This window comes from Nocardiopsis potens DSM 45234 (assembly GCF_000341105.1).
Classification (GTDB): domain Bacteria; phylum Actinomycetota; class Actinomycetes; order Streptosporangiales; family Streptosporangiaceae; genus Nocardiopsis_A; species Nocardiopsis_A potens.
Genome location: NZ_ANBB01000086.1, coordinates 1 through 19,479, shown reverse-complemented (window position 1 = coordinate 19,479; position 19,479 = coordinate 1). Strand labels below are relative to the sequence as shown.

30 protein-coding genes are annotated in these 19,479 nt (G+C 74.6%); 24 read left to right on the top strand and 6 right to left on the bottom strand.

Translation table 11 applies throughout. The features are described from left to right. Nucleotides 1–372: 372 nt before the first annotated feature. Nucleotides 373–756, top strand: coding sequence for a hypothetical protein (locus D459_RS35155; RefSeq protein WP_017596434.1), 384 nt, complete (start codon nt 373–375; stop codon nt 754–756). Between the two features lie 135 nt (nt 757–891). Here D459_RS35155 and D459_RS0128665 read toward each other — a convergent pair whose 3' ends face one another. The 4 genes from D459_RS0128665 to D459_RS33175 all read right to left on the bottom strand — a co-directional run bounded on the left by D459_RS0128665 (nt 892) and on the right by D459_RS33175 (nt 5,830). Next, nucleotides 892–2,238, bottom strand: coding sequence for a replicative DNA helicase (locus D459_RS0128665; RefSeq protein ID WP_020380375.1), 1,347 nt, complete (start codon nt 2,236–2,238; stop codon nt 892–894). Continuing rightward, the gene (locus tag D459_RS0128660) at nt 2,238–3,356 is read right to left on the bottom strand and encodes a hypothetical protein (protein ID WP_152523150.1); all 1,119 of its coding nucleotides are present in this window, start codon (nt 3,354–3,356) and stop codon (nt 2,238–2,240) included. The genes D459_RS0128665 and D459_RS0128660 overlap by 1 nt, the downstream gene beginning before the upstream one ends. 336 nt (nt 3,357–3,692) lie before the next feature. Continuing rightward, on the bottom strand, nt 3,693–4,928 hold the full coding sequence (locus D459_RS0128655) for a hypothetical protein (protein WP_020380374.1): 1,236 nt from the start codon (nt 4,926–4,928) through the stop codon (nt 3,693–3,695). Between the two features lie 128 nt (nt 4,929–5,056). Beyond that, nucleotides 5,057–5,830 carry a GntR family transcriptional regulator gene (locus tag D459_RS33175; RefSeq protein ID WP_017596430.1) on the bottom strand — a complete coding sequence of 258 codons (774 nt, stop codon included), beginning with the start codon at nt 5,828–5,830 and terminating at the stop codon, nt 5,057–5,059. Nucleotides 5,831–5,967: 137 nt separating this feature from the next. Here D459_RS33175 and D459_RS0128645 point away from each other — a divergent pair, with 137 nt between their 5' ends. The 16 genes from D459_RS0128645 to D459_RS0128570 all read left to right on the top strand — a co-directional run bounded on the left by D459_RS0128645 (nt 5,968) and on the right by D459_RS0128570 (nt 15,400). Beyond that, complete coding sequence (locus D459_RS0128645) at nt 5,968–6,501, top strand: hypothetical protein (protein WP_017596429.1); 534 nt, start codon at nt 5,968–5,970, stop codon at nt 6,499–6,501. Nucleotides 6,502–6,550: 49 nt separating this feature from the next. Next, complete coding sequence (locus D459_RS0128640) at nt 6,551–7,120, top strand: hypothetical protein (protein ID WP_152523149.1); 570 nt, start codon at nt 6,551–6,553, stop codon at nt 7,118–7,120. Nucleotides 7,121–7,207: 87 nt separating this feature from the next. Beyond that, nucleotides 7,208–7,483, top strand: a complete 276-nt coding sequence (locus D459_RS0128635) for a hypothetical protein (protein ID WP_017596427.1) — start codon at nt 7,208–7,210, stop codon at nt 7,481–7,483. Then, a complete protein-coding gene (locus D459_RS0128630) occupies nt 7,480–7,740 on the top strand; it encodes a hypothetical protein (RefSeq protein ID WP_017596426.1) in 261 nt (86 codons plus the stop codon). Before D459_RS0128635 ends, D459_RS0128630 begins: the two co-directional genes overlap by 4 nt. After that, the gene (locus D459_RS0128625; protein ID WP_152523148.1) at nt 7,737–7,952 is read left to right on the top strand and encodes a hypothetical protein; all 216 of its coding nucleotides are present in this window, start codon (nt 7,737–7,739) and stop codon (nt 7,950–7,952) included. Before D459_RS0128630 ends, D459_RS0128625 begins: the two co-directional genes overlap by 4 nt. Beyond that, nucleotides 7,952–8,080 carry a hypothetical protein gene (locus tag D459_RS37450; RefSeq protein ID WP_017596424.1) on the top strand — a complete coding sequence of 43 codons (129 nt, stop codon included), beginning with the start codon at nt 7,952–7,954 and terminating at the stop codon, nt 8,078–8,080. The genes D459_RS0128625 and D459_RS37450 overlap by 1 nt, the downstream gene beginning before the upstream one ends. Beyond that, the gene (locus D459_RS0128615) at nt 8,077–8,295 is read left to right on the top strand and encodes a hypothetical protein (RefSeq protein ID WP_017596423.1); all 219 of its coding nucleotides are present in this window, start codon (nt 8,077–8,079) and stop codon (nt 8,293–8,295) included. The genes D459_RS37450 and D459_RS0128615 overlap by 4 nt, the downstream gene beginning before the upstream one ends. Next, nucleotides 8,292–8,717: a hypothetical protein gene (locus D459_RS0128610; protein ID WP_017596422.1), complete on the top strand. Its 426-nt coding sequence runs from the start codon at nt 8,292–8,294 to the stop codon at nt 8,715–8,717. The genes D459_RS0128615 and D459_RS0128610 overlap by 4 nt, the downstream gene beginning before the upstream one ends. Beyond that, complete coding sequence (locus tag D459_RS36005) at nt 8,714–8,860, top strand: hypothetical protein (RefSeq protein WP_017596421.1); 147 nt, start codon at nt 8,714–8,716, stop codon at nt 8,858–8,860. The genes D459_RS0128610 and D459_RS36005 overlap by 4 nt, the downstream gene beginning before the upstream one ends. Then, entirely contained in the window at nt 8,857–9,021 is a 165-nt protein-coding gene (locus D459_RS36000; RefSeq protein ID WP_017596420.1) for a hypothetical protein, read from the top strand. Before D459_RS36005 ends, D459_RS36000 begins: the two co-directional genes overlap by 4 nt. Continuing rightward, the gene (locus D459_RS0128595; protein WP_017596419.1) at nt 9,021–9,248 is read left to right on the top strand and encodes a hypothetical protein; all 228 of its coding nucleotides are present in this window, start codon (nt 9,021–9,023) and stop codon (nt 9,246–9,248) included. The genes D459_RS36000 and D459_RS0128595 overlap by 1 nt, the downstream gene beginning before the upstream one ends. Further along, nucleotides 9,241–10,413, top strand: coding sequence for a winged helix-turn-helix domain-containing protein (locus D459_RS37445; RefSeq protein ID WP_017596418.1), 1,173 nt, complete (start codon nt 9,241–9,243; stop codon nt 10,411–10,413). Before D459_RS0128595 ends, D459_RS37445 begins: the two co-directional genes overlap by 8 nt. A gap of 264 nt (nt 10,414–10,677) precedes the next feature. Beyond that, nucleotides 10,678–10,992 (top strand): hypothetical protein, encoded by a 315-nt coding sequence (locus D459_RS0128585; protein WP_017596417.1) that lies wholly within the window; start codon nt 10,678–10,680, stop codon nt 10,990–10,992. A 51-nt stretch (nt 10,993–11,043) separates the two neighbouring features. Further along, nucleotides 11,044–11,232, top strand: a complete 189-nt coding sequence (locus tag D459_RS0128580) for a hypothetical protein (RefSeq protein WP_017596416.1) — start codon at nt 11,044–11,046, stop codon at nt 11,230–11,232. A gap of 76 nt (nt 11,233–11,308) precedes the next feature. Beyond that, nucleotides 11,309–13,132 (top strand): hypothetical protein, encoded by a 1,824-nt coding sequence (locus D459_RS0128575; RefSeq protein ID WP_026120845.1) that lies wholly within the window; start codon nt 11,309–11,311, stop codon nt 13,130–13,132. An 84-nt stretch (nt 13,133–13,216) separates the two neighbouring features. Next, nucleotides 13,217–15,400: a type IV secretory system conjugative DNA transfer family protein gene (locus D459_RS0128570; protein ID WP_026120844.1), complete on the top strand. Its 2,184-nt coding sequence runs from the start codon at nt 13,217–13,219 to the stop codon at nt 15,398–15,400. Nucleotides 15,401–15,638: 238 nt separating this feature from the next. Here the strand turns inward: D459_RS0128570 and D459_RS0128565 are convergent, their stop codons facing one another. After that, a complete protein-coding gene (locus D459_RS0128565; RefSeq protein WP_017596415.1) occupies nt 15,639–15,830 on the bottom strand; it encodes a hypothetical protein in 192 nt (63 codons plus the stop codon). 41 nt (nt 15,831–15,871) lie between these two features. Here D459_RS0128565 and D459_RS0128560 point away from each other — a divergent pair, with 41 nt between their 5' ends. Both D459_RS0128560 and D459_RS0128555 read left to right on the top strand, forming a co-directional pair. Continuing rightward, entirely contained in the window at nt 15,872–16,096 is a 225-nt protein-coding gene (locus D459_RS0128560; protein WP_017596414.1) for a hypothetical protein, read from the top strand. 89 nt (nt 16,097–16,185) lie between these two features. Then, a complete protein-coding gene (locus tag D459_RS0128555) occupies nt 16,186–16,497 on the top strand; it encodes a WhiB family transcriptional regulator (protein WP_017596413.1) in 312 nt (103 codons plus the stop codon). A gap of 56 nt (nt 16,498–16,553) precedes the next feature. On the opposite strand, the gene D459_RS0128550 is transcribed toward D459_RS0128555, so the two are convergent. Beyond that, nucleotides 16,554–16,760, bottom strand: a complete 207-nt coding sequence (locus tag D459_RS0128550; RefSeq protein WP_017596412.1) for a hypothetical protein — start codon at nt 16,758–16,760, stop codon at nt 16,554–16,556. Nucleotides 16,761–16,904: 144 nt separating this feature from the next. Here D459_RS0128550 and D459_RS33955 point away from each other — a divergent pair, with 144 nt between their 5' ends. The 5 genes from D459_RS33955 to D459_RS33155 all read left to right on the top strand — a co-directional run. Then, nucleotides 16,905–17,417, top strand: coding sequence for a Pycsar system effector family protein (locus tag D459_RS33955; RefSeq protein WP_017596411.1), 513 nt, complete (start codon nt 16,905–16,907; stop codon nt 17,415–17,417). Nucleotides 17,418–17,443: 26 nt separating this feature from the next. Next, nucleotides 17,444–17,863: a hypothetical protein gene (locus tag D459_RS0128540; RefSeq protein WP_017596410.1), complete on the top strand. Its 420-nt coding sequence runs from the start codon at nt 17,444–17,446 to the stop codon at nt 17,861–17,863. A 92-nt stretch (nt 17,864–17,955) separates the two neighbouring features. Beyond that, on the top strand, nt 17,956–18,111 hold the full coding sequence (locus D459_RS35995) for a hypothetical protein (RefSeq protein WP_017596409.1): 156 nt from the start codon (nt 17,956–17,958) through the stop codon (nt 18,109–18,111). Nucleotides 18,112–18,212: 101 nt separating this feature from the next. Further along, entirely contained in the window at nt 18,213–18,812 is a 600-nt protein-coding gene (locus D459_RS33950; RefSeq protein ID WP_017596408.1) for an NUDIX domain-containing protein, read from the top strand. A gap of 81 nt (nt 18,813–18,893) precedes the next feature. After that, a partial coding sequence (locus tag D459_RS33155; RefSeq protein WP_040711516.1) for a hypothetical protein occupies nt 18,894–19,479 on the top strand: 586 nt, incomplete at its 3' end.

Here is a 19,479-nt window from a genome sequence, read left to right as displayed (position 1 = left end):
GTGAGGTTTCCGGTCTATTTCCGTACCTTTCGGTGACGCACCGTGTCCAGTGGGGAGGGCGGCGTCGAGTCTTCGGCGGCCCTCCTGGCGGACCCGCGCCCGCTCCCCGCGCGCGTCGTCTCAAAATTCAGGATTCCGCTCCGGGGGAGGGCGGCTCGAAACTCGGGCGGGCGGCCGACCGGGACCCGGGCCCGCCCGCGCTTCCCCAGCCGGTACCACCGGCCCGTGCTTTTTCGCCGGGCGGTCCGGGCTCGCGCGCGTGCGCGCGTGGGGCGGGGTCGACCGGTCGACGTCGCCGTGCCCGGGGCGTCTGGGGTGGCCGGTTCGGGCCGGAGGAGGGCCCACTACCCCGGGGGCGGGCACACCGTGTGCATGGCCCCTCACCCTGACCCCGCCCGGGCGCCCCGCCGCCGCACCGCCCGCCGACCACGCCCCTCCCCGCCGTCGTTCCCGCCGACCCCGGAGCTGCTGGAGCTGATCGCCGCGGCCGCGGTCCTGGCCGGGTCCACCGGCCGCCTCGCCGACCGGTCGGTGGTGCACCGCATCAAGGGGCACGTGTGGCACGGCACGCCCACCGCCCGGCCGGTGTGCGGGGCCGGCGGGGACCCCACCCGGCTGCGGTCGGCGCCCGGCCCGGTCACCTGCAAGCGGTGTGCCGAGCGAGAGCCGCGCGGAGGGGCGGTGCAGGAGGTGCTGACGGGCCTGGACGCTGCCCTGGGGCTGGGCGTGCCCCGCCCCCGCCGCACCGCCGGGTGAGCGCTTCTCCTCCACGAACACCCGCCTGGACGCCGTAGATCACCACTGGCAGGACGCTGAGGCGCCCGCAGACGCGACGGAGCCCCCGACCGCCCGGGGAAGGCGGGAACGGGGGCTCCGGGACGGCAGGCGGCCTCAGACGCGCGCCATGTCCACGAACCGCTGGTAGTGCAGCTGGTGGGCCACGGTCGCCACCCCGGTCGCCCCCGAGCGGTGCTTGGCGACGTGGATGTCCACCTCCCCCGAACGCACGTCCTCGGGGTCGTAGTAGTCGGGCCGGTAGACCAGCAGCACCGTGTCGGAGTCCTGCTCCAGGGACCCGCTGTCGCGCAGGTCGCTCAGCCGGGGCACCCGGTCCTCCCGCGACTCGGGGGCCCGGTTGACCTGGGAGACCATCAGCACCGGGATGTCGAACTCCATCGCGATGCGCTTGAGCCCCTGGGAGTAGGCCTGGATCTCGTTCTGGCGCGACTCCGGGGTGCGCCCGCGGGTGGTCATCAGCCCGACGTGGTCGACCACCAGCAGCTTCACCGGGTCGGTGCGCGCCAGCGAGCGCAGCCGGGCCCGGATCAGCCCGAGCGTGCACCCGTCCGGCGTGGACAGGTACAGCGGCGCCTCGGCCACCCTGGCCTGGGCGCGGGCCATCTCCTGCCAGTGGGCCTCGCTGAGCTGCTTGCGCTCCAGCGCCTTGGCCGGGACCTTGGCCTCGGCGGCCATGATCCGGCGCATCAGCAGCGGCGTCTTCATCTCCAGCGACACCACCAGGGTGCAGTGGCCGCCCCGGATCGCCGCGTGGCGGGCGGTGTCCAGCGCGACGACCGACTTACCCATCGCGGTGCGCCCGGCCACCGTCACCAGGTCCCCGGGGCGCAGCGCCGGCACCACCGCCGCCAGGTCGGCATAGGGCGGGGTGATCTCGCCTTCGGCGTCGGGGGTCTCCAGGTCGTCCATGAACCCGGGCAGCGCGTCGGCGGCCCGCTGGGTGTCGGTCTCGACCGCCGAGCCTTCGGCCACGGCCCGCTCGATGCCGGCCAGGGCCTGCTCGGCGAGTTCGTCGGGCTCGCCCTGGGCGGCGTACCCCAGCTGGGCGGCGTGCAGCCCGGCCTCGATGAGGCGGCGCAGCTTGGCCTTGGCGGCCACGATGCGCGCGTAGTAGCCGCCGTTGACCACTACCGGCACCGCGTCGTAGAGCTCGTGCAGGTAGGGGGCTCCGCCGGTGGCGGCGGACTGGCCGCGCCGGACCAGCTCCTCGTGCACCGACACCTCGGTCACCGGCGCCCCCGCATCGGCCAGGGCCAGGGCGGCCTCCATGATGAGCTGGTGGGCCGGCCGGTACAGGTCGGTCGTGCTCATCGCGTCGACCACCGCGCCGAACTCGACGGCGTTCTCGACCAGCAGCGCGCCCAGCGCGATCTGCTCGGCTGCGATGTCGTGCGGGGGCACCCGCTCCTCGAACACCTGGGTCATCTCCGCAGCGGTCATCACCGCACACCCCCCACGTTCAGCAGCTCGGCCAGGTCCCACCGCTCGGCGGGCCCGTGCATCTCCAGCAGCGCGGCGGCCAGGTCGGTGTCGCCGAGCTTTTCCACGTCGTTGCGGCAGGCCCGGCAGGGCAGTACCGCGTCGTGCTCGGAGCACACCGCCCCGCTCGTGTTGCGGGCCGCGGCGCGGGACCGCTCCGTGTCGGCGGCCTTGCGCACCGCGGCCAGGTGCCGGGCCAGGTCGGCCGGGTCGCAGCCGCGGACGTAGGCGGCCATGGCGCCGATCGGGCGGCCCTGGCGCTCCGCCGCCTTCGCCAGGCGGTCGATCACGCCCTGGGCCTCGGCCGGGGTCGCACCGGTGGCCTCGGCGACGATCCCGGCGGCCGAAGGCCGCTTCTCGGTCGGCTTCGACTCGTCCTCTTCCTCCTCCGACCGGGGCTGAGGGGCCTGAGGAAGAAGAGGACTGTTGTTCTCTCTGTTCTTCTTAAAGGTTCCCGGTTCTCCGGTTCCCGGTGCACCGGTTCCCGGATTTGCAGGATCCGGAGCGACCTGCGGAGACGGGGTGTTCTGCCTGTTCGTACCGGTTCCCGCAATTCCGGGAACCGGTGCCGAGGCTGCATCGTGGAGGCGGCCGTCGGGGGCCAGGAGAGCGGCGATCGGCTCGTAGTCGCCCCAGGGGCCCTGAAGGGTCGCCCCGGGGCGGATCACGGTGCGCACGGGGATCTCGGGGTCGTCGCTGCAGCCCTTGCAGTGCAAGATCCGCTCGGTGCCGGCGGTGTACTTCTCGGCGATGGTGCGCAGGTCGTCGTCGGTGAGCTGCTGGGCGGTGCGCCACACGGCGGTGTGCATGTGGCCGCGGCCGCACATGTACTTCACTCGGGCCGCCCAGCGGTGCTGGATGAGGGTGGTCATGGCGCCGTAGGCGACGCGTTCGCCGAGCTTGGGGCCGGGGATGGCCTTCTTCTGCTTGATGACGTCGCCGACCTTGAAAGGGAAGTCGGCGCGGTGGCGGAGCATGATCGCCAGCAGGCCGATCGAGTTGAGGTCGGGCAGGCCGTCCAGGGCCTCGTGGGGGATCTGGGCGTATCGCACAGGGCGGAGTTCGTGTAGCTGATCCACGGATCGTCGCTTTCTAGAGCAGCCGACACGACCCCGCGACACCCACCTGACGTCGCACCCGTCGGTGGGGTACGATTGCGTCTAAATTGCTGTTCTGGTGGCGTGAGCTGCGGCGATTCGGTGTCAGCTAGCTCAACTACTGGAGAGGCGAAGCCCGGTTGCCGCCGGGCTTTCGTCGTTTCTGATGGAATTGTGAGGCGACCTTAGCGCTTCGGAGTCGCCGCTGCTAAGACACTCTGGCTGGTGCAGAGGTGAGCGTCGGCATGCCGTGGGGTCCCTCCTGTCACATCAAAGGCCCGAAGAGAGCCCGGCCCCACGGGGCCGGGCAGTGGGAGATCAGGTGGAGGTGGACTCCCCGAGCTCCCGTAGCTCGTCTACGTACTCTCTGGTCAGGGACTCGCGGGGATACCGGGAGATCAGGGTCTCGCCCAGCTCCTGGGAGACCATCAGGAGTGAGGGCAAAGACTTCCGGTCGCCCTCCAGCGCCATCTGCCCGTAGGTCACCGCTCCCTCCAGGTCGTCCGCCCGCGCGGCGACGACCCCCTTCGTGATGTTCGCTTCGGCCGCTCGCATCGGGGCGATCACCCGCCCCGACCAGTCGGTGACCCGGGAGAGCACTTCGTCGGCGAGCGCATCGGCGCGGCCATCCTCGCCAACCTTCCGGTAGACGTCCATGGCGTAGTAGTCGAACTTGGCGGGGTCGACCTTGAAGTGGTGGTCCAGGTCATCAGGAACCGGGAGCCCTTCGAGGAGCCTTCGCCCGCGGTCGAGGGAGACCTCGACCTTTCCCCGGTCGCCGATGCGGGACCAGGCCTTCGCAGCCTGGGCGTGCAGCTGTACGGAGACCCCGCGGTTCCCTGCCGCTTCGGTGCCGGCCTCGACGGCGCGGAGGACCGCAGCGTAGTCGCCGCGGGTCAGGGCGAACCAGGCGGTCATCTCGTGGCTCCAGCCGATGACGTCGCGGTCGTCGGCCTCTGTGCCCAGCTCTAGGGCAGAACGGCGAGTGGCCTCTGCTCTAGTGCTCGCGCCAGCGTCCATTTCCAGGCATCCCACGAGCAGGGCGAGCGTGCCGGAGATGGACAGGAGTTCCCGGTGCTGCTCCAGTGTGACCCGATGCTCCAGCAAGTCACCGACGCGGCCCAGCCAGCCGCGAGCCTCGATCAGGAGCTGATGGGATGGGACCGAGGGGTAGTCCGCGCACAGCCGATCGACGGTGAGCCGCATGGCCTCCAGCGTGGCTCGGTCGACGGCGGACGCACGGATACGAGCGAGCAGCCCAGGAGTGTCGGCATCGCCGACTGCACTCGTGAGCACCGCATGGGGGGACCGGGGGTCGGCGAACATCGCGGCGCTGACGGTCCCGAACATCGAGGCGATCACGCGCTGATATTCCAGGTCGGGATGTACGCGCCCGGACTCCCAGCGCTTCCAGTTCGTGAGCAGGGTGTCGTCGTCGGGCAGCTCCCTCGGCGCCTCGAAGCGGAGACGGCGCACGCACTCCTTCTGCGTCCACCCCCGTAGGGCTCTCTCGCGCTTCATCCGTCGTGCCCAGGCCGGCTGCGTCGTCGTCATACGTCTCACGCTCCTGACCAGTGGTGCGTCGTGTCTAGGGACATTTGGGGAACACGTAGGTGCCCCCCTGCTGTGTCTCGTGCTACTCGCCGGGACATCGGCACGTTTAGGGCATGATCAAAACGGGTCTACGACGTCCACTGAGCCGATTTCGCGCGCCGGAGCTTCGCCACCACCTCGACGCGGTCACCCGGGATGACGCACACGGTGGCCTCGATGGGGGCCCCGGTCTTGGCCGAGACGCCGACCCGGCAGACCTCCATCACCGGCATGGTGTCCGGCATCTCCACCAGGCGCGCCTCTTCCGCCGTGGGCATACGTACCCGTGTGCGCTCGGTCCAGGAGATGGGGCCGTGGCCAGCCTCCTCCAGACGGTCGAGATAGCCCCCCTGACCGGTGTGCGCGTCGGCCACCTGAGGCGCGTCGGCCACCCCCGTCGGGGAGATCCAGGTGTCCACGAGCTGGAACGGCGGCTCTCCAACCGGGCTGGTGACTCGACGGCGGCGGAGCACGTCCGTACCGACCTCGATGCCCAGCAGCTCGGCAGGGCCGGCCGGGATCGGCTCTGTGGACCGGGTCGGGCGTCCATGAGCCTGCCAGGGCTCGTCGGGACGGGCCGCCGCGGGGAAGATGTACCCCCTCGCCGGATCACGGGTGACCAGCGAGCCACGCTCTATCCGTCGGCGAGCCCCGCGCTCGCGCACCGTGATGCCCCGCCGCTTCACCACGCTCACCAGCCCTTCCTGCTTGAGGATGTCGAGCGCCTGGCGGATGACGCCGCTCCCCACGCCGTACTGGTGCGTCAGGTCCTCGTAGGTCGGGAGGGTCGTCCCGGGGGCGTATTCCCCACCATCGATCCGTCGTCGCAGGTCATCTGCGATCTCTCGGTACTGAGCTGCCATGCAACCACCCTATAACTACCGTCATTGCTCGCGAAAGTTGGCCTAACACTACCGGCACTGTTGACAAAACACTACCGGTAGTGCTGGACTATCGATGTCGCGGAAAGCCGTCGCGACGACACGGACAGGAGGACGGGATGCTGATCGAGCGGGTCATGGAGATCTCCGGCGCCGGCCGGACCGCTGTCCTCCGGGTGCTGGCCGGCGGCGGCACCTCCGCCTCCGACTGGGGAATCGCCCAGGCCGTCGAGCGGGTCACCGGCCGGCGGGCGGCGGACGTGATGTGGGGCCACACCAGCGACTTCGACGCGCCGGTCCCCGAGGTCACCAACCCGCACGCGACCTACGACCCCTCCACCACGATCTACGCCGAGGACTCCCACGGCCTGGTCACCGACACCCCTGAGACCCGCGCCACCGAAGAGGACGCCGCCGAGGACGGCGAGGTGACCGGGGCGGCCCGCGAGCCCGTCACCGCCGCCGACGGCATCGAGGACCTGGACGCCGACGACCTGGTCCGCGGCTACGCCGCCGACCTGGCCCTCATCCGCGGCTGGAGCCCGGCGCGGGCCGAGGCCGAGGTCCGGTACTGGGCGGACGCCCCGGCCGGCACCCGCGTGGTGCGCGCCGTGGCCTCCCTGGTCGCCGACGCCTTCGACCAGGCCGCCTGAGGGCGCTGATCTACACCGCCAAGGAACCCGCTGTTGAGAGGAGACGCCCATGTTCATCAAGTCGAGGTCTTTGCGCAACGCCGAGGACCGCATCGAGGCCCTGGGAGAGATGGTCATCGACCTGGAGGAGGAGCGGGACGACGCCGCGGCCGAGGCCGCCCGGGCGCGCAGCGACGTGGCCTGCCTGCAGGCCCGCGTCGAGGCCCTGCAGGCCGCCGCCGAGACCGACCGGATCACGGTCGAGGCCCTGCGGGCCGAGACCGCGCGGCTGCGGCTGGAGCGGGGGCTGCTGGAAGAGCGGCGCGGGCGGGCCGCCGCCCGGTGGGTCACCCACGCCCTGACCACCAACAGCGAGCGCGGTGCCTCCGCGGCCCTGCGGGCCCAGGCCATCATGGCGCTGCCCGCAACCGAGTTCGAGACCCCGACGGTGGTCTGCAACCACGACGCCGGCGAGCAGCCGGAGTGGCGGGTCGAGCAGGAGCCGTGGGGGTACCGGGACGACGCCGTCGAGCACCTGCAGGCCCGCTACGGCCTCACCGAGGCCGACGCCGAGGAGGTGCTGGCCGAGGCCCTCGCAGAGGAGGACTCCCGGCGGGCGGCGCTCGACTACGCCGTCTGAGACCGACGAAGACTGACGAGGGCCCGCCGGGGGCGCAATCCCCGGCGGGCCGGGACACCGAAACCCACCCTGACGAGAGGAATTGCGATGCCGCTGTTCATTGTGCCCGAGAAGCCGGCCGACGCGACCCCGCTGGAGCGGGCCCTTGAGATCGCCGAGGGCCTGGCCGACCCCGCCCACCGGGTCGCGCACCTGCCGATCCACGACTCCGGCCGCGAGGTCGGGGTGCTCACCGCCTGCGTGTGCGGGTGGGAGATCGTGCGGCCCAGCGCCGCCGATGCCGCCGTCGAGGTGGCGCTGCACCGCGCGACCGCCCCCGCCCTGGCCGCCCCCGGCGCGGGCGAGGGGGTGGCGGCCGCATGACCGCTCAGATCCGGCCGTCCGCCGCCGACGCCCCCGCTCCGGTCTGGCCGGTCGCCCCCGACCCCGGCCCCGAGGTCCTGGCGCTGCTCGGCATCACCGACGCCCACGACCTCTACCGGACCGGCCGCCTGGACGGTGAGACCGCCCAGGAGCAGGCGGCCCGGTGGGCCGCGGCCACCGACGTGATGGACGACCGCCTGGCCGAGATCACCGAGGGCCTGGTCCCCGACGACGTCATCCGGGGGTGGGCCGCATGACCGCTGAGACCTGGCAGCACCCCGACCACCTGCGCCCCGGCGACGTCGTGCTCACCTGCACCGGCGGGTGGGGCCGCGTCGTCGGCGACCCGCTCGTCACCCACCCCCCGGGCCGGTCCTCGATGGTCATCGTGCCCATCGACATCGGCGCCGGGTCGCCCCGCCGCCTGCTCTACCCCGCCGCCACCCAGCTGCGCGTGAGGAGGCGGTGATGGGGATCGTCCTGCCGGTGCTGGCCCTGGGCCTGCTCGTCGCCTCGGTGTGGGGCGTGGCCGGCCCCTCGCCGCGCGAGGTCCGCGCCGCCCTGTCCCGGCTCCGTGAGCGGGGGGTGCGGCGATGACCCCGACGACCTACACCTGCGTGTTCGCTGCCGCCGTCCTGGCGGTCGGCGCGGCGGCCGCGCTGCTGATCCACCCCGCCGTCCTGGTGGTGCTCGGTGCCGCGGTGCCGATCGCCTACGCCGATCTGGGCGCGGCGCTGGGCCTGTGGCCCTGGCTCGCCCCCGACGACCTGGTCGATGACCTGCCCTACGACGCCGAGGAGGCGACCCGATGATCCGGCTGATCAGTGCCCGGCGCCTGGAGGCGCTGGAGCGGACCGAGGCCGACCTGGAGCGGATGCGCGCGGAGCTGGCCGCGGTCCGCACCGACCACCACGCGAGCACCGCCGACCTGCTCGACCGGCTCCAGGCCGCGCGCGGCCAGGTGGCCCGGCTGCGCCAGGCGGTGGACGAGGCCGAGGAGCGCGCCGACGACCTGGCCGCCCTGGCGGCCCCGCCCCCGGCCCCGGCCCCGCGGCGCGTGGACCAGTGGTGCTGGGTCCACATCGCGCTGCTCGTCGGCGCGGCGCTGGCCGAGGAGCACGACGGCCGCGAGGAGCTGGCCGGGGCGCTGGAGCAGGCCGAGGAGCAGGTGCGCGGCCTGCTGGCCGCGGAGTATCAGGTCGGCGACGGCCACCGGCGGGAGGTGGCGGTATGAGCCGCGAGCACGAGGACTGGGACCTCACCGACTGGCTGGTCGATGAGGTGGTCGCGTCGGCGCAGCGGCGCAAGGGTGCCCCGGCCCGGCCCCCCGAGCCGAAGGACGAGGAGCACCCGGCCCCGGAGGAGGGGGAGCAGTGATCACCGTGATGAGCGCCCGCCGGGCGCGCGAGCTGGAGGCCGCCGCGGCGGAGGTGCCGTGGCTGGCCCGTGCCCTGGCCGAGGAGCGGGCGGAGGCCCGCCTGGTCCTGCTGGAGGAGCCCGCCGAGGAGCAGGCCGGAGTGGGCGAGGAGGTGGCCTGATGGGGCTGCGCACGCTGATCGACATCATGGCCGGCCGCCGCGAGGTGACGGTGGCCCGCCGCCGCGACGGCGGCCTGGAGCACCTGATCACCGGGCGGCTGGAGCGCGAGGACGACGAGGTGCTGCTGGTCGCCTCCGGCGGGGCGCTGCATCGGATCCACCGCCACGGGGCCCTCGTGGTCCTGCCCGCCGACAGCACCACGGAGAAGGGAGAGCGCAATGACTGAGCCGATCGAGAAGAAGGACCAGGAGGAGCCGGGCGCCGGGGCGGCGCCGAGCAGGGCGGTGGGGTCGCCCCGGACCATGCTGGTCGCGGCCGCGGTGCCCTCCGCGCTGTCCCTGGTGTGGACGGCCTGGTCGGTGTCGGACATGATCCCGGCGCCGCTGGTCGTCGGCCTGGCCGCCGGAATCGCGCTGGACGTCGCGCTGGTCGGCGCGATCATGATCGCGTGGGTGGCGCCGTCGGCGGCCCGCGGCGCGCAGGCGGCCTCGTGGCTGATCGCCGGGGCGGCCGCCGCGGCGATCGGCGTGCACTCCTGGGAGATCACCCCGGCGCTGGCGCTGATGGCAGTGATCCCGCTGGCCGCCAAGGGCCTGTGGGGGCTCGCGTTGGCCGCGCACCACAAGCGCCTGGCCGAGCAGGAGCGGGCCGCGGTCGAAGCAGCCGAGGAGGCCGAGCGCGCCGAGGCCGCGGCGGCGGCGGAGGAGCGCCGGCGGGCGGAGGAAGAGGCCGAGCGGGCGGCGCGGCTCTCCTCGGAGCTGACCGAGGAGCAGCAGGAGGAGCTGGCCGGCCTGGATCGGCAGGCCGCCTACATCGAGGCCCGCGCCCAGCGGGAGATCAAGGTGGCCGAGGCCGAGGCGATGGCAGCCCAGGCCAAGCGGCTCGCTGAGATCGAGCGCGATGCGCAGGTGCAGATGGCCACGGTCGAGGCCAGCGCCCAGATCCAGCTGCGCCGCTCGGAGCTGGAGGACCGGCTGCGGCTGTCGGCGCCGCTGCAGGCCCCGCGCCCGCAGGCCGCGGTGCCCGACGACCTGTCCGCCCTGGAGGCCCTGCCCGGCGGCCCGGAGGAGCCCCCGATGGGGTTCGGGGCGGCGCTGGCCCAGGCGCGGGCCGGTGAGACCGGTGAAACTGGGCCCGACCTGCACGAACAGCGTCTCGGCCCGGTGCGGGCCGGTGAGACCGGTGAAACTGGGCCTGAGCTGCCGAAACAGCGCGGGCCGCACCACCTGGCCCGCACCCGCCGCAAGGAGGAGAACCGGGCCCGGATCCTGGCGGTGCTGCAGGAGACCCCGGCGGCCGGGCCGCGCGAGGTCTCGGCGCGCACCGGCATCAACTACGAGACCGTCCGCAGCCACATCAAGGCGCTCAAGCGCGACGGCCTGCTGGACTGACCCACCCCGGTACCCCGGGGGCCCGCCGAGGAGGGCCCCGGGGGGATCCGTGGGCGAGCACACCGCCCCCGCCGAGGCGTGGGGGGCGGTGTCCCCGCCACCCGGATCCAGGCGCTGCACTCCCGGAAGACGAAGCGGCACGATCTGCCCACGCACCGGCGGCGCACGCCACCGCCCCTGCCCGACACCACCCCCGGAAGGAGGGCCTCTCACTGCTGCCCTGACCGATTGATCACGCCCGGCCCCGGAGGAAGGAGATCCCCGATGAGCACCGCCGATGAGCAGGGGCCGGGCGCGGCCCCGGCCCGCCGGCACCGGCCCCGCCTGCTCCACGAGGAGGAGGTGCGGCTGGCCGACGGGTGGACGTCGGCCTGGCGGGTGCGCTGCACCTGCGGCCTGCAGGGCCCGCACCGCCCCGGCCGGCCCGGGAAGCGGGCCGCCGAGGCCGACCGCGAGGAGCACCTGCAGTCGGTGGCCCCGCCCCAGAGCGAGCGGTGCCGGGACCTCCGGTCCCACCGCACGACCTGGTGGGACGCCTGCCCGGTGTGCGCGCACCAGATGGCGCTGCCCGGCATGTGACCAGCAAGAACCCCCTGCGGGGCCCGCCCCGTTCTCGAGAAGGAGTCAGACATGATCCGCGGATTCTTCGCCCGCCTCATCCCGCTGTGCATCGCCGCCGTGCTCATCCTGTGGTTCCTGCGCGCTCCCGAAAGTGTGGCGGGCCTGATCATCGGGGCGGTCGGCCTGATCACCGACGGCGCCGACTCGCTGGGCCGGTTCACCACCGCCATCACCCCGGCCCTGGACGGGTTGCTCTGAGACGCCCCGACCACCCCGGGGCCCGGCCGCCCCGCCGGCGCGGCCGGGCCCTGCTCGTGCGCTGGAGGTGCACGTGATGACCACCGACATCGACACCACGACCGACGACGTGCCGGGCGGGGTCGCCGAGCGGCCCCCGGGCCCGGCCGAGACCCAGGCGCCCCCGGCCGGCGGGGCGGCGGCCGCGGACGGCGCGCCCGCCGTCCCCGCCCCCCGGGAGGGGGACGACGGCGGCCCGCCGCCGCTGCCGCCGCTGCTGGAGATCGGCGCCTCCACCGCCACCACGATCGGCGCCGGGGCGTGGGCGGTGGGCGGGCCGCTGGGCCTGGCCGCCGCCGGGGCCCTGGGCGCCGGGGCGGCGGCCGCGGCCTACGCCCGCCGCCGCAGGGCCGCCCAGCGCCGGGAGATGATCCGCAAGGGCGGCGCCGCCACCCGCACCGCGGGGGGTGCGGCCGCGGGGGGCGGGCGGCGCGGGCTGCTGGGCCGCCTCGGAGCGGGCGGGAAGAGCGCAGCGGGCCGACCCGGCGCCGGAAGGGCCGCCGCAGGTATGGGCCGCAAGGGCGCAGGCCCGGGAGCGGCCGGCCGCGGGGCCGGTGCGGCCTCCGGCAAGGGCGCTTTCGGCCGGGGCGCGAAGGGCTCCGGTCCCGGCGGCGCCGCCCGGTCCGGGCGCGGCCCGGGTAGTGGGTCCCGCCGCTTCGGCGGGGGCGGCGCCGGGTCTGCGGGGCCGCGCCGGTCCGGGGCCGGGGCACCCCGCCGCAGGGGCGGGCCGTCGGCCTCCACCGGGTGGGGCGGGCTGCCACCCCGCAGTGGCGGGTCCGGACGCTTCGGCGGGGGCGGGCGGCCCGGAGGGGGCGCCGGGGCCCGGTCGGCTCCGCGCGCCGGCACCGGGTCCGGCGGGGGGCGGGGCCGCCACGCCCGCCCCTCCACCGGCGCCCCGGGGCTGGGCGGGCGGGGGGTGCGGGGCCTGCTCGGCCGCACCCGCCCGGCGGGCGGGACCGGCAGCGGCCGGGGCCGCACGCCGGGGCTGCCGACCATCCCCAAGCCGCGCCTGCCCAAGGCGGGCGGGTTCCGGCCGCGGGTGCGCGTCCCGCGCCTGCCCCGGGCCGCCGGGCGCGCCGCGCGGCGGGCCTGGGAGTCCCACCCCGTGCGCCGCACCCGCTCGGGGGTGCGCCGGGCCTGGCGCGCCACCCGCCCTCAGCGGGTCCGCGTCGCCTCCTACATGCGCCGCCGGGTCTGGGCCATGCAGGCCCGCGCGGTCGGCTACCGGGTGCGCTCCTGGGCCGGGCGCGTCGTCGGCGGGCTGTGGGAGCGGATGACCCGCCGGGTCAGGTCGGAGCCGCGCTATGGGTCCATGCGCGGCGCCCAGCTCGCCCTGGCCGCCGCCGCCATCGCCGGATTCGGCGCCCGCCGCCGCCACGCCGAGCCCCGGACGCTGACCGGCCGCGTCATCGGCACATCCGCCCCGTCCCCGCAGGGCGGGCCGATCGCCGCGATCGGCCGCGGCCTGCTGTCCATCACCATCGGAAGCACTGAGGAGAAGCCCGTGTCCACACAGGTCCAGCGCATCAGGGACGCCGCCGAGGAGCTGCGGCAGGCCATCGGAGAGTTCTCCGGGATGGGGATGCGCGAGTACGAGGAGGGCCTGGGCGAGATCAGCGGCGTGCTCTCGGAGCTGTCCCGGGGCGTGGCGCAGATGGCGCAGGTCAACGAAGAGGAAATGCCGGTCGACAAGGCGGTGCTCGACTACCTCGGCACGATCGCCGAGGCCGCCCAGGGCGCGGCAGACGTCGCCGAGGAGCTTCCGGGGCTGTACCGGGCGGCCCACGAGCGCGAGCTGGAGCGCCTGGAGAGCCCGAGGGCGGGCGAGGAGAAGTGGGACGTCACCCAGCAGGACGACTGACCGCCCGTGGAGTAAGGGGCGGGGCCCGGCCGGGCCCCGCCCCCCCTGTTTCACCGACTCGCACCGATGACCTGGGAGGACCCGATGAGCACCACCACCGCCGCCGCCGATGCCGCGCCGAAGCCGAAGAAGACCTCCAAGAAGAAGCAGTCCAGGGTGAACTGGTCGCACGAGCAGGGCCCCGTCGTCGGCGCCGTCAACGCGGCCTCCGCCGCGATGGCCGTCGCCGCGGTCGGTTCGCTGCCCGAGGTGGCGCTCGATCCGCTGTGGGCGGCCGGGGCCGGGGCCATCGGCGCCACCGCGTCGGCCGTCCGCGGCGACCAGCCCCTGTTCTCCCGGGTGTTCCGCGGGGTGCGGTGGGCGGGGTTCGCCGGGTGGTGCTCCTACGCCCTGGCCACCGGCGGCCCGTGGGAGGTGGCCACCATGGCCGCCCTGGGCGCCGGCACCGTCGCCGCCAGCGTCTTTCAGCCGGTCTCCCGCTCCTATGAGATCGCCCGGGAGGACCGCCAGGCGGCCGAAGGCGAGGTCCGGCGGCGGGCGGGCCTGGCCGGGGAGTGGGAGTCGCGCATCAACCGGGTGTGCCGCGTCCCCAGGCCCGGGGCGCGGGTCACCGACCTGGTGGAGTGGGAGATGCCCGACCCCCGCACCCCCGGCGCCACCCGCAAGACCGGCCTGAGCATCGTGGTGGAGCTGCCGGCCGGGTCGTCGTCCTGGCGCACCGTCGCCCGCGCCGCCGAGGCCCTGGCCAGTGACGCCGACCTGCCCGACGGGTGCGGGGTGGAGGTCGCCTCCCACGGGTCCCGCCGCAAGGTCCTGCTCCTGGTCAGCACTCTGGATGCGCTGGCCGAGGAGATCCCGGCCGGCGACGACTACTCGCCCATGAGCATCTATGACGACCTGCCGACCTGCATGCACCGCGACGGCTCGCTGGGCACCGTCAACCTGAAGTGGGCCAACAGCCTGCTGATCGGGGCGACCGGGTCGGGGAAGTCCGCCCACCTCTCCCTGCTCATCCGCCAGCTGCTCCGCTGCCGGGACGTCATGGTCTTCGGCATCGACTTCAACGGGGGCAAGTGCTTCAGGCCCTTCCTGCAGCCGTGGCTGGAGGGAAAGGCGGCCCGGCCGGCGATCGACTGGGTGGCCACCACCGAGAAGGAGGCGCTGCTGATGCTGGACTTCCTCATCGCCGCCATCGGGGTGCGCTCCTCGGGCTATGCCGAGCTGATGGCCCAGGTCAACGACGACAAGGTCCCCGCCAGCCCGGAGGTACCGCACCTGCACGTGGTCGCCGACGAGGCCGCCGACCTGCCCGCCAAGGTCAAGAACAAGCTGGTGGAGCTGTCCAACCGGTCCCGCGGCGCCTCGATCCGGCAGACCACCTGCTCGCTGCGCGCCGTCTCGGCCGCAGGCGAGCAGCTGCCCAAGCCGCTGATCGCCCAGGCCAGCGTGCGGATCGCGCTGAGGGTCAACGAGGAGTCGGAGCTGCAGAGGCTCTACGGCTACTCCACCGGGCTGCCCAAGGCCGACGAGCTGCCCGAGCCCGGCTACGGGCTGCTGCAGACCGTGCCGGCCGCCCCCCGGCTGATGCGGGGCCACCTGGTCAAGCCCAACGACTCCTACGCCGTGGCCGAGGCCACCGACCAGTGGCGGCCCGCCCTGGACGCCATCACGATCGGGGTGGCCCGGGGGGTGTACGAGAAGCGGTGGGAGCGGGCCACCTGGCTGGGCGGCCCCGCCCCCGCCATCACGGTCCCGGCCCCCGCCGCCGCGCCCGAGCAGCACCAGGAGGAGGACGTCCCGAAGGTGGTCGCGCGGCCGCTGGCCGAGATCGACCTGGCCGGCGCCAAGGAGAGCGCCCGTCGGCTGCGCGAGGAGCTGGAGGCCCGCAACCGCGGCCAGGAGCAGCACGGGGAGGAAGGCCAGGAGCAGCACGGGGAGGAATCGGACGGCGGGGTGGAGGAGGTCTTCGAGGAGATCGCCAGCGCCTACGGCGACGACGGAGACCTGCCCCGGCTGCTGGTCCTGGCCATCGAGCTGTGCGGCGAGGCCGAGCGGGTCCACTACGACCTGGTCGCCGCCGAGGCCGGCCTCACCCCCGAGCGGGTCCGCGAGCTGCTGCGGACGATCGACGTCGAGCCGCTTCCCAAACCGTTCCGCGTCGACGGGACCAAGGCCCGCGGCTACGACCTGGAGGCGCTGGAGGTCGCCGCCGAGCGGATCCTCGCCGGCGAAGCGGTCGTCCCCGACGATCTTCGCGACGCTCTGTAGTCAAGCGAGGGGGAACAGGAGGGCGTTCCGCCCCGGAACAGCCCTCGTTCCGGGGCGGAACGCGTTCCGGGGGCGGAACACGCCGTGTTCCGCCCCTGACCTGCACTGTTCCGGCGGAACGCCGGACCGGAACGGATTCGGCGCACCCCTCTTGACCTGGGGGTGCCCCGGCGCACCCCCCACACCGCCGTTGCTGTTCCGCCCCCGGAACAGCACACCCGCCGACCATCACTCACCGTCACTGGAGGGCCGTCATCGACACCACCCGCACCCTCGCCGCCGGCGGGATCAGCCTGGCCTGCCTGCTGCTGATCGCCGCCGCCGACACCCGCTCCGCCCGCGCCGCGGCCGAGGAGACCGCCGGGCCCGCCCCCCTCATCGGCGGGCTGGCCGGCATCGCCCTGGCCCTGGCCGCCGCCGAGCTGATCACCGCACCCCAGTAGAGAACCCCAGTAGAGAAAGGAGCCGGCCGTGTCGAACCGCCGCCACCGCATCCGCCCCGCCGAACCCCACGAAGTAGTGGAGGAGCTGGCGGCCGCCTTCCTGGCCGCGACCACCGTCCCCCGGCGGCCGCGGCCCACCGCCCGCCAGGTGCTGCGCGACGCCGTCGAACTGGCGGTTCTGCTCCTGATCGGGGTTCCGCTCGGGCTCGCTTCCGCCTTCGCCATCTTCTACGTGCTCATCCACCTGCTCTGACCCGGCCGGCGCCTCCGCCGCCCCGCAGGATGGGCGGGGCGGCGGAGGGACCGGGGCGAGTCCGCCCCCCTGACAGAAGAGGAGACGCCATGAGCCGCCGTCTGCGCCCCGAGCCCCGCGGTACCGCCCGCCTGGCCGGGGACTGGGCCTGGCAGGAGCACGCCGCCTGCAAAGACGAACCGATCACGCTGTTCTTCGGCCCGCCCGGCGAGCGCCGGGTCGAGCGGGAGGTCCGCGAGCGCAAGGCCAAGGAGGTCTGCGCCCAGTGTCCGGTGCGCACCGACTGCCTCGACTACGCGATCGCCCGCCCGGAGAAGTACGGCACCTGGGGCGGGCTGGGCGAGGACGAGCGCGCGAAGGAGCGGCGCCGCCGGATGCGCCGCGGTTCCCGGGCCGCCTGACCCCTCGCACGGCGGAGGGCCCGCAGGATCCTCCTGCGGGCCCTCCGCGCGGGCGGCTACCCCTGGCCGGGGCCGACCTTGCCGTCGCGGATCTTGCCGATGTACTGCGGCGTCCACCCGACCGAGCGGGCGATGGCCGACAGGCCCTTGCCGCCGCGGGCGTCCAGCTCGTCGCGGATGGCCTGCATCAGCGCCTCGTGCGCCCGCCGGCGCTCCTCGGCCAGCTGCTGCAGGCGCGGGATGACCTGCTCTCTCTCACTCATGCCACCAGTGTTTCACACCTATGTTGAGAAACAAAGTTGTGAAACAGTGTTGACATTTTGAGTGAGGCCCGCCTAGGGTCGAGCCAGTTCGAGCGAAACAAAGTTTCGCAACAAAGATTCAAAAAGGAGAAGGAGGCAGACAGGATGTTCGGTCGCCGCCCCCGCCGCCCCGTCCCCGCCGCCGAGCAGGCCGCCCCCACGGTGCTGGATAGGGCCGCCGAGGACGCCCAGACCGTCCTGCAGCGCACCGACACCGTCAACTCCACGCTGGCCACCATGTCGGGCGTGCTGCTCACGGTCATGGCCGCCGGGTCGGGTCTCGCCGACGGCGACGGCACCTACCCCACGGCGGCGCTGTGGACCATGGGCACCGCCGCCGCGGTACTGGCCGCGGTCCTGGTGGTGCTCGCCGGGGCGATGTGGCCCCGCCGCGGCGGCCGGGGCGGCGTCCCCCACTACGCCACCCTCACCCCCGCCCAGGTCCAGCGCGAGCTGGCCGGCGCCCACCCCACCACCTGGCAGGCCGAGCGGGTGGCGGTGCTCTCCCGGATCGCGGTGCGCAAGCACGCCGCCCAGCGCCTGGCGGTCGCGGGCCTGGCCCTGGGCGGGCTGCTGCTCGCCGCCTCCGTCGTCATCACCGTCACCGCCGCGGCCTGAGTCGCGCCCACCGAGAGGAGCACACCATGCCCACCGTCCACGAGACCGCCGCCGAGCTGGCCGACGTCCTGCTCTACACCCCCGACGCCGCCTACCCCTGGCAGGTCGCCGGAGCCGGCACCGCCCGGATGGACGACGCCGAGGCCCGCACCCACCTGGCCGTGCTGCACGGGGCAGAGGGCCGCACCGCGGAGGCGGCCCTGGCGCTGGCCAAGGTGCGCGACACCGCCCGCGCCGTCGAGCACCTGCAGATCGAGGTCGACGGCGGGCGGGTCCGGCTCACCCCCGCCGGGCGGCGGATGGAGCGGGCGGCGGCGCTGCGGGTGCTGGAGCAGGAGTACCGCCTCACCCGGGGTGAGGCCGAGGCGCTGCTGCGGCAGGCCCGCCGGGCCACCCGCGCCGCCCGGCGCGCCGAGCTGTACGGCCCGGGTGGACCCGAGCGCTGACCCCGGCCGGTGCCTCTGCCCCACCGCGCGGCGGCGGGGCGGGGGGACCGACCGGACACCCCGGACGGCCGACCCGACGAGAGGAGACCCCCATGGCCAGCTTCGCGAAGAAGATGCGCAACGCCGTCAAGGCCGCCGCCGACCGGACGGAGGACAGCACCAACGAGGGAGTGATCAACATCGGTGACAACAACCGCACCGACTGGGTCAACGACCACCAGGACGACCACGACGACGACCGCGACTGACCGGCGGCTGCCCCTCGCCCCGCGGCAGAGCGCCGCGGGGCGGGAGGGAGCCGACCGGCCCCACACCCCCAGCTCCCTCTCCGACCAGGAGGTCATCCGCCATGCCCACGATCAAGGTCTGCGACCAGCGCACCATCGGCGCGATCATCACCGACACCGAGGGTCGGCTGCTCATGATCACCCGGGGCACCGCCCCCGCCGGGATCGCCCCGGTGGCCGGCCACTGGGACCTGGCCCCCGGCACCGACCACGACGGCCTGACCGGCCCCGAGGACGTCGTGCGAGAAGAAGTGGCCGAGGAGGTCGGCCTCACCGCCACGGCGGTCCGACCCACGGCGGTCCGCGACGTCTGGATCCCGACCTGGTGCCGGCGCCGCCTCCCCGACGGCGCCGCCGAGCACGGCCACCGCTGGACCGTCTACACCGCGACCGTCACCGGGATCCTGGCCCCCGACTCCCGGGAGACCCGCGGCGCGGCCTGGTACTCCGCGGCCGAGGTCGAGGCGCTGGCCGAGCGCACCGCCGCCTACGCCGCCGGGTCGATCCCGGAGGAGCAGTGGCAGGCCCGGCCGGGCCTGGAGCCGGTGTGGGTGCTGATCTACGCCCGCCTGGGCCACATCGCCCTGGCCGCCGGGGACCTGGAGGCCATCGCCTCCCTGGCCCGCACCCCCGGACAGACCGCCTCCGCCCTCCGCCGGTAGGCGCCCCTCGCACCCCGCCAGCGCGGCGGGGTGCGGGAGGGGCCGCCCGGCCCGCCCTCTCGAACCCTGTGGAGGAAATCCGTGACCCTGATCCGCACCACCGCCCACGACCTGGCCCGCGCCCTGGCCGCGGCCGACGCCCACCGGGCCGGCCACCGCGACCTCGACCTGGACGCCGTCCGGCTGGAGATCGCCCCCGGCGCCCTCCTCGCCATCGGCACCGACCGCTACACCCTGGCGGCCGCCCGCGCCGACGCCACCACCTACGGCGCCCAGGCCACCGCGGTCCTGGACGGACCCGAGGCCGACCGGCTGCTCGCCGACGCCCGCCGCCTGGCCGGCCTGGACGGCGATCTGGAGACGGCGGTCTCCATCGACACCGCCGAGGAGACGCTCACCCTGACCTCGTGCGGCTGCCGCATCGAGCAGACCTACCTCCTGGCCCCCGCCGACCGGGGCCCGGGCGCCCTGGACTGGCGCGACCACATCGACCGGACCGCGGCCCAGGTCCGCCCGCAGGCGCCCGTGCGCCTCACCCCGCGGCTGCTCGGCCGCTTCACCCAGGGCGGTACGGGTCGGATGCAGGTGGTCGCCTCCGGCGAGATCGACGGCCAGCCCGAGCTGGCCCGCGCCGCCCTGGTCACCGTCGACGACTGGCTGGTGGGGG

Excerpts from the sequence above, each read along its gene's own strand:
- D459_RS0128585 (WP_017596417.1), top strand. The coding sequence starts at position 10,678 with ATGAGCACCGCCGATGAGCAGGGGCCGGGCGCGGCCCCGGCCCGCCGG.
- D459_RS0128610 (WP_017596422.1), top strand. The coding sequence starts at position 8,292 with ATGATCCGGCTGATCAGTGCCCGGCGCCTGGAGGCGCTGGAGCGGACC.
- D459_RS0128570 (WP_026120844.1), top strand. The coding sequence starts at position 13,217 with ATGAGCACCACCACCGCCGCCGCCGATGCCGCGCCGAAGCCGAAGAAG.
- D459_RS0128625 (WP_152523148.1), top strand. The coding sequence starts at position 7,737 with ATGACCGCTGAGACCTGGCAGCACCCCGACCACCTGCGCCCCGGCGAC.
- D459_RS37450 (WP_017596424.1), top strand. The coding sequence starts at position 7,952 with ATGGGGATCGTCCTGCCGGTGCTGGCCCTGGGCCTGCTCGTCGCCTCG.
- D459_RS0128555 (WP_017596413.1), top strand. The coding sequence starts at position 16,186 with ATGAGCCGCCGTCTGCGCCCCGAGCCCCGCGGTACCGCCCGCCTGGCC.
- D459_RS0128540 (WP_017596410.1), top strand. The coding sequence starts at position 17,444 with ATGCCCACCGTCCACGAGACCGCCGCCGAGCTGGCCGACGTCCTGCTC.
- D459_RS33175 (WP_017596430.1), bottom strand. The coding sequence starts at position 5,830 with ATGGCAGCTCAGTACCGAGAGATCGCAGATGACCTGCGACGACGGATC.
- D459_RS0128595 (WP_017596419.1), top strand. The coding sequence starts at position 9,021 with ATGGGGCTGCGCACGCTGATCGACATCATGGCCGGCCGCCGCGAGGTG.
- D459_RS35155 (WP_017596434.1), top strand. The coding sequence starts at position 373 with ATGGCCCCTCACCCTGACCCCGCCCGGGCGCCCCGCCGCCGCACCGCC.
- D459_RS0128665 (WP_020380375.1), bottom strand. The coding sequence starts at position 2,238 with ATGACCGCTGCGGAGATGACCCAGGTGTTCGAGGAGCGGGTGCCCCCG.
- D459_RS0128635 (WP_017596427.1), top strand. The coding sequence starts at position 7,208 with ATGCCGCTGTTCATTGTGCCCGAGAAGCCGGCCGACGCGACCCCGCTG.
- D459_RS0128645 (WP_017596429.1), top strand. The coding sequence starts at position 5,968 with ATGCTGATCGAGCGGGTCATGGAGATCTCCGGCGCCGGCCGGACCGCT.
- D459_RS33950 (WP_017596408.1), top strand. The coding sequence starts at position 18,213 with ATGCCCACGATCAAGGTCTGCGACCAGCGCACCATCGGCGCGATCATC.
- D459_RS0128630 (WP_017596426.1), top strand. The coding sequence starts at position 7,480 with ATGACCGCTCAGATCCGGCCGTCCGCCGCCGACGCCCCCGCTCCGGTC.
- D459_RS37445 (WP_017596418.1), top strand. The coding sequence starts at position 9,241 with ATGACTGAGCCGATCGAGAAGAAGGACCAGGAGGAGCCGGGCGCCGGG.
- D459_RS0128550 (WP_017596412.1), bottom strand. The coding sequence starts at position 16,760 with ATGAGTGAGAGAGAGCAGGTCATCCCGCGCCTGCAGCAGCTGGCCGAG.
- D459_RS36005 (WP_017596421.1), top strand. The coding sequence starts at position 8,714 with ATGAGCCGCGAGCACGAGGACTGGGACCTCACCGACTGGCTGGTCGAT.
- D459_RS0128615 (WP_017596423.1), top strand. The coding sequence starts at position 8,077 with ATGACCCCGACGACCTACACCTGCGTGTTCGCTGCCGCCGTCCTGGCG.
- D459_RS0128640 (WP_152523149.1), top strand. The coding sequence starts at position 6,551 with ATGTTCATCAAGTCGAGGTCTTTGCGCAACGCCGAGGACCGCATCGAG.
- D459_RS0128580 (WP_017596416.1), top strand. The coding sequence starts at position 11,044 with ATGATCCGCGGATTCTTCGCCCGCCTCATCCCGCTGTGCATCGCCGCC.
- D459_RS0128575 (WP_026120845.1), top strand. The coding sequence starts at position 11,309 with ATGACCACCGACATCGACACCACGACCGACGACGTGCCGGGCGGGGTC.
- D459_RS0128655 (WP_020380374.1), bottom strand. The coding sequence starts at position 4,928 with ATGACGACGACGCAGCCGGCCTGGGCACGACGGATGAAGCGCGAGAGA.
- D459_RS33955 (WP_017596411.1), top strand. The coding sequence starts at position 16,905 with ATGTTCGGTCGCCGCCCCCGCCGCCCCGTCCCCGCCGCCGAGCAGGCC.
- D459_RS35995 (WP_017596409.1), top strand. The coding sequence starts at position 17,956 with ATGGCCAGCTTCGCGAAGAAGATGCGCAACGCCGTCAAGGCCGCCGCC.